A 15,055-nucleotide genomic window follows, 5' to 3' on the forward strand; every position below is an offset into this window, starting at 1 on the left:
CGTGGGGAGCCGCCGTCGCGCGGATGGGGGCAGGGGGTTCACGACATGCCGAGTTCGTTGTCGATGAACTCGAAGAGCTCGTCGTCGCTGGCCGTGTCCATCCGCTCCTCCAGGCGGTCCTGCGCCGCGCCACCGGTTCCCGGGCGCAGCCTGCTGATCAGTTCCTCGAGCCGGCCGAGCAGCTCCGGCCCGGCCGTGCCGTTGTCCAGGGCGCCTTCCAGCAGGCCGAGTTCGGCCAGGCCCGCGGTGTCGGCGGCGAGATCGGGCCCGGCGCTCTCGGGGGCGAGTTCGACGGACAGTTGGCGGGCGATGGCCGCCGAGGTGGGGTGGTCGAAGAGCAGGGTGGCGGGCAGCCTGAGGCCGGTGGCGGCGCCGAGCCGGTTGCGCAGTTCGACCGCGGTCAGCGAGTCGAAGCCCAGTTCCAGCAGGCCGCGTTCGGCGTCCACCGAGGCGGGCCCGGGGAAGCCGAGCACGGTGGCGGCGTGCCCGCGCACCAGGTCGAGCAGGGTCCGTTCGCGCCGCTGCTCGGACTGGCCGGCCAGGGTGCGGCGCAGGGTGTCGGCCGCGTCCGGGGCCGCCTCGCCGACCGCCGCGCTACGGCGGGCGGGCGGGCGCATGAGTCCGCGCAACAGCGCCGGAACGCCGCCGGTGCCGGTCTGGGCGGCCAGGGCCCCGGTGTCCAGCCGCAGCGGCAGGACGACGGGTTCGCCCGTGGCGTTGGCCGAGTCGAACAGGGCCGCGCCCTCGGCCGGGGAGAAGGCGACGATGCCGCCGCGGGCGATGCGCCGGAAGTCGGCCTCGTCGAGGCCTCCGCTCATGCCGCCCTTGTTGGCCCACAGGCCCCAGGCGAGCGACGCGGCGGGCAGGCCGTTCGCCCGGCGGTGGTGGGCCAGCGCGTCCAGGAAGGCGTTGGCCGCCGCGTAGTTGCCCTGGCCCATGCCACCGAAGATCCCGGCGATGGAGGAGAACACCACGAACGCCGACAGGTCCATGCCCTCGGTCAGCTCGTGGAGGTTCCAGGCCGCGTCGACCTTGGGCCGCAGGGCGGTGTCCAGCTGGGCCGGGGTCATCGCGTCCACGACCCCGTCGGCGATGGTCCCCGCCGCGTGCACGACAGCGGTCAGCGGGTGGGCGTCCGGCAGCGAGCCGAGCAGCCGGGCCAGTGCGTCCCGGTCGGCGGCGTCGCAGGCCACGACCTCCGCGTGGGCGCCGAGTGCGGCGAGGCCGACGACCAGGTCGGCGGCGCCCTCGGCGGCGGGGCCCCGGCGGCTGGTGAGCAGCAGGCGCTTCACGCCGTGTTCGGCGACCAGGTGATGGGCGAGCACGGAGCCGATGGCGCCGGTGCCGCCGGTGATCAGCACCGTGCCGGGGCGTCCCCAGTCGGGTGTCCCGGGCTGTTCGGTGACGGGCACCTTGGCCAGCCGGGCGATGTACGTCCGGCCCTCACGCAGGGCGAGTTGGGGTTCGCCACTGGCGACGGCGGCGACGAGCGCGTCCTCGGAGGCGTCGTCGAGGTCGGCGAGGACGAAGCGGCCCGGGTTCTCGGTCTGCGCGGACCGCACCAGCCCCCACACGGCGGCGTGGGCCAGGTCCTGCGCGACCTCGTCGGCGCTCACCGGGACGCCGCCCCGGGTGACGAGCACCAGCTTGGCGTCGGCGAACGTGTGGTCGGCCAGCCACTCCCGTACGAGGGTGAGGGTGTGCCCGGTGACGTGCCGTACCGCGTCGGGCTGCCGGAGTCCGGCCGGAGCGGCGGGGACGTGCGCGAGGACGACCGTGGGCGGAGCCACTCCCCCGGCTTCCCCGGCGATCTCCCGGGACAGCGCTTCCAGGCCGGTGGCGGAGCGGGTGATGCCGTGGGCCGCCCAGTCGGGTGCCTCGGCGCCGATGACGGCCCAGCCGTCGGGGTCGACGGCGGCCGGCCGGGACAGCGTGGGCCATTCGACGCGGTACAGGTCGTCGTGATGTGCGGTCCGGGCGGCGCGTACCTGGTCGGGGTTGACCGGGCGGAGCACCAGGGAGCGGATGGAGGCGACCGGTTGTCCGGCCGTGTCGGTGGCACGCACCGACACGGCGTTGTCGCCGATGGGCGTCAGCCGGATGCGTACGGCGCGGGCGCCGGAGGCGTGCAGGCGGATGCCGTTCCAGGAGAACGGCAGCCATCCCTGGTCGGTCCCTTCGAGGACACCGAAGATCAGCGAGTGCAGGGCGCTGTCGAGGAGCGCGGGATGCAGCCCGAACCGCGCGGCCTCGGCCTGCTGTTCGGACGGCAGGCTCGCCTCCGCGTACACCTCGTCCCCGAGCCGCCACACCTCGCGCAGCCCCTGGAACGCGGGCCCGTATCCGAAGCCGCCTTCGGCGAACCGCTCGTACAGCCCGTCGATCTCCACGGGCTGCGCGCCGGCCGGCGGCCAGGTCACGGAGTCGACCGGTTCCGTCTCGTCGGCGGCGGGGACGAGCAGCCCCCGGGCGTGGCAGGTCCAGCCCATGTCGTCCGTGTCTCCCGGGCGGGTGTGGACGCTGAGCGGGCGGGCGCCGGTGGAGTCCGGGGCGCCGACGGTCAGTTGCAGTGCCACCGAGCCCTGGGCGGGGATCACCAGCGGGGTTTCCAGGGTGAGTTCCTCGACCTGGCCGCAGCCGACCTGGTCGCCGGCCCGGACCGCCAGTTCCAGCAGGGCGGTGGCGGGGAGCAGGGCGGTGCCGAAGACACCGTGGTCGGCCAGCCAGGGATGGGTGCGTACGGAGAGCCTGCTCGTGAACAGGACTCCGTCGGTGTCGGCGAGCGGCACGGCGGCGCCGAGCAGCGGGTGGTCCGCCGACAGGAGCCCGGCGGCGGCCATGCCTCCGGATGCCGCGGTGGCCTCCAGCCAGTAGCGCTCGCGCTGGAAGGCGTAGGTGGGCAGTTCGACCTGGCCGCCCCTGCCGGTGGCTTCCAGGACCGTGGGCCAGTCGACGGCCGTCCCCCGGACGTACAGCTGGGCGAGGGCGTCGGTGAGGGCCCGGGTCTCGGTGCGGTCCTTGCGCAGCAGCGGCACGAGGGGGCCGGCGGCGGACGGGTCCACCGGGTCGTCGGAGCCGATGGGATCGGCTTCGGCGAGGCAGTCGCGGCCCATGGCGGTGAGTGAGCCGTCGGGGCCGAGTTCGAGGTAGGTGACGGCGCCCTCGGCGGCGAGCCGTCGCATGCCGTCGTGGAAGCGGACCGCCTCGCGGACGTGCCGCACCCAGTACTCGGGCGATGCCAGCTGCTCGGGGGTGGCGAGTTCGCCGGTGACGTCGGAGACCAGCGGGATGCGCGGCGCCCGGTAGTCCAGGCTCTCGGCGACCCTCCGGAACTCGTCGAGCATGCCGTCCATGTGCGGCGAGTGGAACGCGTGGCTGACGGTGAGCCGCCGGGCCTTGCCACCGCGCTCGCGCCACTGTTCGGCGACGTCCAGGACGGCGTCCTCGTCGCCGGAGACGACGACGGAGGCCGGCCCGTTGACGGCGGCCACCGCGACGCGGCCGTCGTAGGGGGCCAGGAGCGCCATGGCGTCCGCCTCGGACGCGGTGAGCGCGACCATGGCGCCGCCCTCGGGCAGTGCCTGCATCAGGCGGCCCCGGGCCGCGACCAGCGCGGCGGCGTCGGGCGCCGACAGCACCCCGGCCACATGCGCGGCCGCCAGCTCGCCGATCGAGTGCCCGAGCAGCAGGTCCGGTACCACGCCCCAGTGTTCGACCAGCCGGAAGAGGGCGACTTCGACGGCGAAGAGCGCGGGCTGCGTGTACTCCGTACGGTCCAGGAGGGCCGCCGCGTCGGAACCGGCCGGGGCGAAGACGACCTCGCGCAGCGGGCGGTCCAGCAGCGGGTCCAGTTCGGCGCAGATCTCGTCGAAGGCGTCCGCGAACACGGGGTACCGGGCGTACAGTTCGGCGCCCATCGCGGCGCGCTGGCTGCCCTGTCCGGCGAAGAGGAAGGCGACCTTCCCCGCCACGGCCGTGCCCTGGGTGACACCGGGCGCGCTTCCGCCGGTGGCGAGTGCCTTCAGTCCGCCGGTCAGGGCCTCGCGGCTGTCGCCCACGACGGCGCCCCGGTACTCGAAGGCGCTGCGGCCGGTGGCCAGGGTGTGCGCGATGTCGGCCGGACGCAGTCCGGGCCGGGCGTCGGTGTGCTCCAGCAGCCGCTGGGCCTGGGCGCGCAGCGCGGCCCGGCTGCGGGCCGACAGCAGCCACGGCAGGACGGTCCCGTCGTCAGCGGCGTCGTCACCGGCCTCGTCCAGGCCGTCCGGGGCGTACGCGTCCGGTACGTGTTCCAGGATCGTGTGCGCGTTGGTGCCGCTCACGCCGAAGGAGGAGATGCCGGCGCGGCGCGGGTGGCCGTTGTCCGGCCACGGGGTGTCCTCGGTGAGCAGCGACACGGCGCCCGCCGACCAGTCGACGAACGGGGTCGGCGCGTCGACGTGGAGGGTGCGCGGCAGGACTCCGTGCCGCATGGCCAGCACCATCTTCTGCAGGCCCGCGATACCGGCGGCGGCCTGGGCGTGTCCCATGTTGGACTTGAGGGAGCCGAGGAGCAGCGGCCGGTCGGCGGGCCGGTCCTGGCCGTACGTCGCCAGCAGTGCCTGCGCCTCGATCGGGTCGCCGAGCCGGGTGCCCGTACCGTGCGCCTCCACCGCGTCGACGTCCGCGCTGTTCAGCCCGGCGGAGGCGAGTGCCTGCCGGATGACGCGCTGCTGGGAGGGTCCGTTGGGGGCGGTGAGGCCGTTGCTGGCGCCGTCCTGGTTGACGGCCGAGCCGCGGACCAGGGCGAGCACCGGGTGGCCGTTGCGGCGGGCGTCGGACAGCCGTTCCAGTACGACCAGGCCGGCGCCCTCGGCCCAGGCAGTGCCGTCGGCGGCCTCGGCGAAGGGCTTGCAGCGGCCGTCGGCTGCCAGGCCGCGCTGCCTGCTGAACTCGATGAACGCGCCGGGGGTGGACATCACCGTGACACCGCCCGCGAGGGCGAGTGTGCACTCGCCGGAGCGCAGGGCCTGGGCCGCGAGGTGCACGGCGACCAGGGAGGACGAGCAGGCCGTGTCCACGGTGACCGCCGGGCCCTCCAGGCCGAAGGTGTAGGAGATCCGGCCGGAGGCGACGCTGCCCGCGCTGCCGATGCCGAGGTAGCCCTCGGTCTCCTCGGTGGGCTCCTGGACGCGGGAGCCGTAGTCGCGGTAGCTGGACCCGACGAAGACGCCGGCCCTGCTGCCCTTCAGCGACGACGGGTCGATGCCGGCCCGTTCGAAGGCCTCCCAGGAGATCTCCAGGAGCAGCCGCTGCTGCGGGTCGATCGACAGCGCCTCACGCGGGGAGATCCCGAAGAACGCCGGGTCGAAGTGGTCGGCGTCGTGCAGGAATCCGCCCTCTCGGGCGTAGGTCCGGCCGATCTTCTCCGGGTCCGGGTCGTACAGCTCGTCGAGGTCCCAGCCACGGCCGGTGGGGAACTCGGTGATGGCGTCGGCGCCCGAGGCCACCAGCCGCCACAGCTCCTCCGGGGTGGTGACACCGCCGGGGTAGCGGCAGCTCATCGAGACGACGGCGATGGCGTCGTCGTCGACGACCGGCATGGCCGGCGAGTCGGGCACCACCGGGGCGGATGTCGACACCGGTGCCGTGCCGCCCAGTTCGGACCGTACGTGGTCCACCAGGGAGGTGACGGTGGGGTGGTCGAAGACCAGGGTCACCGACAGACGCAGCCCGGTGACCTCGGAGAGGCGGTTGCGCAGGTCGACGGCGGTGAGCGAGTCGAAGCCGAGGTCCTTGAAGACGCGGTCGGGGTCGATGTCGGCGGGGTCGGCGTAGCCGAGGACGGCGGCGACCTCGATGCGGATCAGCCGGACCAGTTCCTCCTGCCGCTCCTGTACGGACAGGGCGGCGAGGCGTCCGGCGAGGGAGTCGGCCCCGGTGTCCTGCCCGTCGGCCCCGGCGGCGGCCAGGATGTCGCGGGCCTCGGGCAGTTCGCGCAGGACGGCGCTGGGCCGCAGCGCGGTGTAGGCGGGGGCGAACCGGTCCCAGGCGAAGTCGCAGAGGATCAGCCTGTTCTCGCCCTGTTCCACGGCCTGTTCGAGGGCGGTGACGGCCAGTTCCGGGTCCATCGGCGGGATGCCGTTGCGGACGAGCTGTTCGCGGGCGGAGTTGGCGGCGCTGTCGCCCGCCCACAGGCCCCAGGCCACGGCGGTGGCGGGCAGGCCGAGTGAGCGTCGGTGCTCGGCGAGGGCGTCGAGGTAGGCGTTGGCGGCGGCGTAGCTGCCCTGGCCGGTGCCGCCGAGGGTGCCGGCGAGTGAGGAGAACAGGACGAACGCGGTCAGGTCCAGGTCGCGGGTGAGGGCGTCCAGGTTGCGGGCGGCGTCCATCTTGGGGCGCAGGACTCCGGCGGCCCGTTCGGGGGTGAGGGTGTCGAGGACGCCGTCGTCGAGGACACCGGCGGCGTGCACGACGGCGCGCAGCGGGCGGTCGTCGGGGATGCCGGCGAGGAGGACGGCGAGCGCGTCGCGGTCGGCGGCGTCGCAGGCGGCGACCCGTGCCTCGGCGCCCAGGTCGGCGAGTTCGGCGACGAGTTCGGCGGCGCCGGGGGTGTCGGGGCCCCGGCGGCCGGTGAGCAGCAGGTGCCGGGTGCCGGAGCGGGCGAGCCTGCGGGCGATGTGGGCGCCGAGGGCGCCGGTGCCGCCGGTGATCAGTACGGTGCCGTCCGGTTTCCAGGCGACCGGGGCCGTCTCGTCGCCGGGCAGGGCCCTTACGACCCTGCGGCCGTAGATTCCCGAGGGCCGGATCGCGACCTGGTCCTCGCCGTCGAGGCCGGCCAGTACGGCGGCGAGCCGGCCGCCGGAGCGGTCGTCGAGGTCGGCCGGCAGGTCGACCAGTCCGGCCCAGCGTTCCGGGTACTCCACGCCGGCCACGGCGCCGAGTCCCCACAGGGTCGCCTGGGCGGGTGCGGTGAGGGCGTCGGAGCGTCCCACGGACACCGCGCCGCTGGTGGCGGACCACAGCGGGGCGTTGATGCCGGCGTCGCCGAGCGCCTGGAGGAGGGTGGTGGTGAGGGCGAGCCCGGTCGGCAGAGCCGTCCCGTCGGTGTACGGCTCCTCGGCGAGGGCGAGCAGGGAGAGCACGCCGCCGCTCGGGACGGTCAGGGTGCCCAGCCGGGCGGCCAGCGCGGCCCGGTCGGTGTCGGCGGCGCCGATCTCGACCGGTACGGCCAGGGCGCCGTGCCGGTCGAGGGCCCGCAGCGCGCCCGTCACCACGGGGTGGCCGGCCGCGTCTGCCGGTATGACGACCCACCAGGTGCCGGTGAGGACAGGGGTGCCGGGCGCGGGGTGCAGGGTCTTGTAGGTGACGCGGTAGCGCCAGCCGTCGATGGCGGTACGGCTGCGGCGGCCGCGCTGCCAGTCGGCGAGCGCGGGGAGGACTCCGCCCAGGGAGGCGCGGGCGCTGTCGTCCTCGTCGGGCAGGTTCAGCGCGGTGGCGACGGCGCTGAGGTCGTTCCGCTCGACGGCGTCCCAGAAGGCGGTGTCGCCGGGCCGGGCCGCGCCCGGGGCCCCGGCGGCGGTGCCGGCGGCCGTGGCGGTGGGCTCCAGCCAGTACCGCTGCCGCTGGAAGGCGTAGGTGGGCAGTTCGACGGGTCGGGCGTCGGCGTCCGCGAACACGGCGGACCAGTCGACGGGGACGCCGTGGACGTGCGGTGCGGCCAGGGCGGTCAGGAACCGGTCGGGGCCGCCGTCGTCGGTGAGGAGGGTGCCGGTGACCCGGCCGGTGACGTCCGCGGCCTCCAGGCTCCGTTCGATCCAGACGGTCAGCACCGGGTGCGGGCCGGTCTCGACGAAGGTGTCGTGGCCGTCCTCGATCAGCGCGGCGACGGTCCGGTGGAACTCGACGGGCTCGCGCAGGTTGCGGTACCAGTACTCGGTGTCCAGGGCCGTGGTGTCGAGGACACCTCCGGTCACGGTGGAGTAGAAGGCGATGTCGGATCGGCGCGGCGTGATACCGGCGAGCGCGTCCAGCAGTTCCCGGCGCAACTCGTCGACCTGGGGCGAGTGTCCGGCGAAGGTGACGCCCGGGATCGTCCAGCGCATCACACCGTCCTCGGACAGCCGCTCGCCGAACTCCTCCAGGGCCTCGGGGTCACCGGAGACGGTCACGGCGGCGGGCCCGTTGACGGCGGCGACGGACAGCTTCCCCGCCCAGGGCGCGAGCCGTTCGCGTACCTCCTCGTCGGGGAGGGCGACGAAGAGCATCGTGCCCCGGCCGACCAGCGCGGTGAGGATCTGGCTGCGCCGCGCGACGATCCTGGCGCCGTCCTCCAGGGTCAGCGCCCCCGCCACGACGGCGGCGGCGATCTCGCCCTGGCTGTGCCCGACGACGGCCGAGGGCTCGACGCCGTACGACCGCCAGAGCGCGGCCAGCGACACCATCATGGAGAACAGCACCGGCTGGACCACGTCCACCCGGTCCAGCGGCGGGCTGTCGGGGGCGGCCCGCAGCACGTCCGTCAACGACCAGTCCAGGTACGGCGACAGGGCGCGCTCGCACTCGGCGATCCGCTCCGCGAAGACGGGCGCGGAGTCCAGCAGCCCGACCGCCATGCCGACCCACTGCGAACCCTGACCGGGGAAGACGAAGACGGTACGGCCGGGGGTGGCTGCGGTGCCGTGGACCACGGCGGGGTCGTTCTGTCCGGCGGCGAGTGCGGCCAGGCCGGTGAGCAGGGTGGCCCGGTCGGCGCCGACGACGACGGCACGGTGTTCGAAGGCAGACCTGGCGGTGGCCAGGGTGAGGCCGACGTCGTGGGGCCGCAGTTCCGGACGGTCCGTCAGATGGGTGTGGAGTCGCGCGGCCTGCTCGCGCAGCGCTTCCGGGGTCCGGCCGGAGAGCAGCCACGGCACGGCGGTCCCGGGGGCGTTGCCCTCGGGCGCCTCCCCGGGCTCCTCGTCGTACGGCTCCTCGATGATCACGTGGGCGTTGGTGCCGCTGAGCCCGAAGGAGGAGACGCCGGCGCGGCGCGGGTGGCCGCCCCGGGTCCACGGCCGGGGCTCCGTCAGGAGTTCCACGGCGCCCGCGGACCAGTCGACGTTGGGGGTCGGCTCCTCGGCGTGCAGGGTGCGGGGCAGTACGTCGTGGCGCATCGCCTGGACCATCTTGATGATTCCGGCGACGCCGGCGGCGGCCTGGCTGTGCCCGATGTTGGACTTCAGCGAGCCGAGCAGCAGCGGCCGGTCCGCGGGGCGGTTCTGGCCGTACGTCGCGAGCAGCGCCTGCGCCTCGATCGGGTCGCCGAGCCGGGTGCCCGTACCGTGCGCCTCCACGACGTCGACCTCGGCCGGAGCCACTCCCGCGCCGGCCAGCGCGCTGCGGATGACCCGCTGCTGCGCCAGGCCGCTGGGGGCGGTCAGCCCGTTGCTGGCCCCGTCCTGGTTGACGGCCGAGCCCCGCACGAGGGCGAGCACACGGTGGCCGTTGCGGCGGGCGTCCGACAGCCGCTCCAGGAGCAGCAGTCCGACGCCTTCGGCCATGCCGAAGCCGTCGGCGTCGGCGCCGAAGGACTTGCAGCGACCGTCCGCGGCGAGACCGCGCTGCCTGCTGAAGCCGGTGAAGGACAGCGGGGTGCCCATGACGGTCACACCGCCCGCGAGCGCCAGGGAGCACTCGCCGGAGCGCAGGGCCTGGGCCGCCAGGTGCACGGCGACCAGCGAGGACGAGCAGGCCGTGTCGACGGTGACCGCCGGTCCTTCGAGGCCGAGGGTGTAGGCGATCCGGCCGGACAGGATGCTGGTGGAGATACCGGCGATGAGGTGTCCCTCCACCTCCTCGGGTACGTCGCTCAGGCCGCCGTAGCCCTGGTAGGCGGCGCCGGCGAACACGCCGACCTGTCCGCCGCGCAGGGAGGCGGGGTCGATGCCGGCCCGCTCCAGGGCCTCCCAGGAGGTCTCCAGGAGCAGCCGCTGCTGCGGGTCCATGGCCAGCGCCTCGCGCGGCGAGATCCCGAAGAAGGCGGGGTCGAACTGCCCGGCGTCGTAGAGGAATCCGCCTTCGGAGCTGTAGGTAGTACCGGGCCGGTCGGGGTCGGTGTCGTAGAGGCCGTCCAGGTCCCAGCCGCGGTCGGCGGGCAGTGCGGAGATGACGTCCCGGCCCTCGGCGACGAGCCGCCAGAGGTCGTCGGGGGTGCGGACGTCGCCGGGGTAGCGGCAGCTCATGCCGACGATGGCGATCGGGTCGTCGGCGTCGGCGAGCACATGGGCGGGCACGGCCGGGGCGGCCGGGGCGGCGGTGTCGGGGCCGAGGAGTTCCTCGCGCAGATGCCGGGCGAGCGCGTCGGCCGAGGCGTAGTCGAAGAGGACGGTGAGCGGGAGCCGCAGACCGGTGGCGGCGTTGAGCCGGTTGCGCATCTCCACGGCGGTCAGCGAGTCGAAGCCCAGCTCGCGGAAGGCGCGTTCGGGGGCGATGGCGTCGGCGGAGCCGTGGCCGAGCACGGCGGCCGCGTGGCCGCGTACGAGGTCGGTGAGCAGGCGGTCGCGGTCGGCGGCGGGCAGGTCCGCGATGTGGTCGCGCAGCGAGGAGGCGGTGTCGTCGCCGTCCTGGCCGGGCGCGGTCTCCTCGGCGAGCGCGCGGCGGACCTCGGGCAGGTCGCCGATGAGCGGGCTGGGCCGGGCCGAGGTGAACACGGGCGCGAAGCGGTCCCAGTCGACGGCGGTGACGAGGACGACGGTCTCGTCGTCGGTCAGGACCTGCTGGAGCCCGGTCAGCGCGACCTGGGGGGCCATGAAGGGGATGCCCCGGCCGCGCAGCTGCTCCTCGACGAGGTTGGCGGCCATGCCCGCGCCGCCCTCGGGGTCCCAGATGCCCCACACCACGGAGGTGGCGGTGCGGCCCTGCGCCCGGCGCCGGTCCGCGAGCGCGTCGAGGTGGGCGTTGGCGGCGGCGTACGCGCCGTGGTCGCCGCTGCCCCAGACGCCGGAGATGGAGGAGAACAGGACGAAGGAGTCCAGGTCGTCCCGGTCGAAGACGGCGTCCAGGTTCTCCGCGCCGGCGACCTTGGCGTAGAGGATGTCGGCGAACTCGTCCGGGTCGGTGTCGGACAGCGGCACGAGCAGGCCCGTGCCGGCGGCGTGGATGACGGTCCTGATCCGGGGGCCGTCCTGTTCGAGCCCGGCCACCAGTTCGGCGAGCCGGTCGCGGTCGGCGACGTCGCAGGCGGCGACGGTGACCCGGGTGCCGAGCGCGGTCAGCTCGGCGGTCAGGTCGGCCGCGCCGGGGGTGTCGGCGCCCCGGCGGCCGACCAGCACGAGGTGCTCGGCGCCTTTCTTGGCCAGCCAGCGCGCGAGGTGCGCGCCCACGCCGCCGGTGCCGCCGGTGACCAGGACCGTGCCGCGCGGCTGCCAGGCGTCCGCGCGGGCGGGGTCGGCGGGCCGGGCGCGGACCAGCCGTCGGCCGTACGCGCCGGAGTGGCGTACGGCGACCTGGTCCTCGTCGTCCCGGCCGGCCAGGATGCCGCACAGCCGGGCGGCGGCCCGCTCGTCGAGCGTGTCGGGCAGGTCGACCAGACCGCCCCAGCGCTGCGGGTGCTCCAGCGCGGCACACCGGCCGAGGCCCCAGACCATGTGCTGCCCGGGACTGGTCACCGCGTCGTCGCGGCCCGTGGTGACCGCTCCCCGGGTGGCGCACCAGAGCGGGGCGGTGACGCCGGCGTCGCCCAGGGCCTGCACGAGGGTCAGGGTGAGCGCGAGGCCGAGGGGAAGGTGGGGGTGGCCCGGGTGGGGGCGCTCGTCGAGGGCGACGAGGGAGAGGACGCCGCTGACGGGGCCGGTGCCCGCCTCGGCCAGGTGCGCGGTCAGCGTGGCCCGGTCGGCGTGGGCCCCGGTCAGGACGACGGGCACGGGGACGGCGCCGGCCTCGCGCAGCGCCCGGACCACGGCTTCCCGCGCCGGGTCGCCCTCCGTGCCGTCGGTGACCGCCACCAGCCAGGTGCCGGTCGGGGCGGCGGCCGGGCGGCCGGCCGGGGCGGCGGCGAGGGGCCGCCAGTCGACCCGGTAGCGCCAGGAGTCCACGGTCGCGCGTTCGTCGCGCCGCCTGCGCCAGTCGGCCAGCGCGGGCAGGACGACGGTCAGCGGATCCTCGGGGCGGACGCCGAGCGTCGTGGTGAGGGCCGGGAGATCCTGTCCGCCGACGCTCTCCCAGAAGGCGGCGTCCGCCGGGTCGGTGGCGGCGGTGTCCCCGGCGTCGGCCGAAGGCCGTTCCAGCCAGTACCGGCGCCGCTGGAAGGGGTACGTGGGCAGGTCGACGGTGTCGCCCGGGTGCCCGGCGAGCAGGGTGTCCCAGTCCGGCGCGAGTCCGCCGGTGTGGGCCTCGGCGAGGGAGAGCAGGAACCGGTCCAGGCCGCCCTGGTCGCGGCGGAGGGTGCCGACGGCGACGGCGTCGGACTCCTCGGCCTCGGCGGTCTGGCTGATGCCCACGGTGAGCACCGGGTGGGCGCTGGACTCGACGAAGAAGCGGAAGCCCTGGGCGAGCAGGGTGCGGGTGGCCTCCTCGAACCGCACGGTCTGCCGCAGGTTGCGGTACCAGTACTCGGCGTCCAGCGTGCCGGAGTCCTGCCAGTTCAGGTCCACGGTGGAGAAGAACGGCACTTGGCCGGCCGTCGGCTCGATGTCCGCGAGGCACTCCAGGAGCCTTTCGCGGATCTCCTCGACGTGCGCGGAGTGGGAGGCGTAGTCGACGGGGATGCGGCGGGCCCGTACGTCCTCGGCCTGCAACTGGGCCACGATGCCGTCGATCGCCTCGGTGTCGCCCGACAGCACGGTGGCGGCCGGGCCGTTGGCGGCGGCGACGGACAGCCGGTCGCCCCACAGGCCGAGATGGCCGGCCAAGTCCCCCGGCGGCAGCGGGACGGAGGCCATTCCACCGCGTCCGGCGATGGCCGTGATGGCCTGGCTGCGCAGGGCGACGACCTTTGCGCCGTCCTCCAGGGACAACGCACCCGCCACGACAGCAGCGGCGATCTCGCCCTGGCTGTGGCCGAGCACGGCGTCCGGCTCGACACCGGCCGAGCGCCACAGCGCCGCCAGGGAGACCATGACGGCCCACAGCGCGGGCTGGACCACGTCGACACGGTCCAGCGGCGGGGTGCCGGCCTCGCCGCGCAGGACGGCGGCGAGCGACCAGTCCACGTGCGGAGCGAGGGCGCGTTCGCAGGCGGCCATGCGGGCGGCGAAGACCGGCGAGGAGTCGAGCAGGCCGAGTGCCATGCCGGTCCACTGGGAGCCCTGGCCGGGGAAGACGAACACGGTGCGGCCCGCGGGTCCCGCGACACCGCGGACCACACCCGCGGCCTCGCCGCCGGTCACCAGGCCGGTGAGTCCCGCACGGAAGCCGTCCGGGTCGCCCGCGACCACCACCGCACGGTGCTCGAACGCCGACCGGTCGGTGGCGAGGGCCCGCGCGACGGCACCTGCGCGGAGGCCGGAGTCCGCGTCGAGCAGGTCGACGAGGGGCAGCAGCTGCCGCGCCCGCTCGGTCAGCGCCTCCTCGCTGCGGGCGGAGAGCACCCAGGGCACCAGCGGCAGGGGCATCGGGTCACCGGACTCGGTGGCCCGGGTCGTGCCGTCGGGTTCGGTGGTCCCGGCGGTCTCGTCGGGCTCGGTGGGGGTGGCGGGGGCGGAGTCCTCCGCCGGGGGTGCCTCCTCCAGGATCACGTGGGCGTTGGTGCCGCTCACGCCGAACCCGGAGACGGCGGCCCGGCGGGGGCGGTCGGGGTCGAAGGCCCAGGGGCGTTCCTCCGTGAGGAGTTCGACCGCGCCCGCCGACCAGTCGACCTGCGGGGACGGCGCGTCCACGTGCAGCGTCCGGGGCAGCACCCCGTGCCGCAGCGCCTGGACCATCTTGATGACGCCGCCCACACCGGCGGCGGCCGAGGTGTGCCCGATGTTCGACTTCAACGACCCCAGCCACAACGGCTCTTCACGGTCCTGGCCGTACGTCGCGAGCAGCGCCTGCGCCTCGATCGGGTCACCCAGCCGGGTTCCCGTACCGTGCGCCTCCACCGCGTCCACATCACCCGGCAGCAGCCGGGCGTCCGCCAGCGCCGCCCGGATCACCCGCTGCTGCGAAGGGCCGTTCGGCGCCGTCAGACCGTTGCTCGCGCCATCCTGGTTCACCGCGCTGCCCCGCACCACCGCCAGCACCCGACGACCATGGCGGCGCGCGTCCGACAACCGCTCCAGCAGCAGCACACCCACACCCTCGGACCACGAGGTGCCGTCGGCGCCGGCCGCGAAGGCCTTGCAGCGGCCGTCGGGTGCCAGGGCGCGCTGGCGGCTGAACGCGACGAAGGGGTCGGGGTGCGGCATGACGGTGACACCGCACGCGAGGGCGAGGGAGCACTCGCCGGAGCGCAGCGCCCGTATCGCGAGATGCAGGGCGACCAGCGAGGACGAGCACGCGGTGTCGACCGTCACCGCCGGGCCCTCCAGGCCCAGGGTGTAGGAGATCCGGCCGGAGATCACACTGCCGGCGGTGCCGGTGTGGAGCAGGCCCTGGACGTCGGACTGGTCCCGGGAGCCGTCGCCGTAGCCGTTGGTCATGGCGCCGACGAAGACGCCGGTCGGGGTGCCCTTCAGGACCGCCGGGTCGATGCCCGCGCGTTCCAGCGTCTCCCAGGAGGTCTCCAGGAGCAGCCGCTGCTGCGGGTCGGTGGCGAGTGCCTCACGCGGCGACATGCCGAAGAACGCGGCGTCGAACTCCCCCGCCCGGTGCAGGAATCCGCCGTGCCGGGTGTAGGAGGTGCCCGGCCGGTCGGGGTCCGGGTCGTAGAGGGCGGCCGTGTCCCAGCCCCGGTCGGCCGGCCATTCGGAGATGGCGTCGGTGCCGGAGGACACCATGTCCCACAGTTGCTCGGGGTCGTCGGCGCCACCGGGGTAGCGGCAGCTCATCGAGACGATCGCGATCGGCTCGTGCCTGGCGTCCTCCTCCTCGCGCAGCCGCTGGCGCGCCTGCCCGAGGTCCGCGGTCGCCCGCCTGAGGTACTCAAGAAGCTTCTGTTCGTCCGGCATGTTCGCGGTGC

General features: G+C 75.1%; 1 protein-coding gene. It reads right to left on the reverse strand.

Annotated features, from left to right (window positions below; translation table 11 throughout):
- Positions 1-38: 38 nt before the first annotated feature.
- Positions 39-15,044 carry a type I polyketide synthase gene (locus ACZ9QC_RS04405; protein ID WP_472918912.1) on the reverse strand — a complete coding sequence of 5,002 codons (15,006 nt, stop codon included), beginning with the start codon at positions 15,042-15,044 and terminating at the stop codon, positions 39-41.
- Between the last annotated feature and the right edge of the window lie 11 nt (positions 15,045-15,055).

This window comes from Streptomyces sp. HUAS MS02 (assembly GCF_055702265.1).

What these genes read in the sequence shown, in the direction of transcription:
- ACZ9QC_RS04405 (WP_472918912.1), bottom strand. Translation starts at nt 15,044, where the DNA reads ATGCCGGACGAACAGAAGCTTCTTGAGTACCTCAGGCGGGCGACCGCG.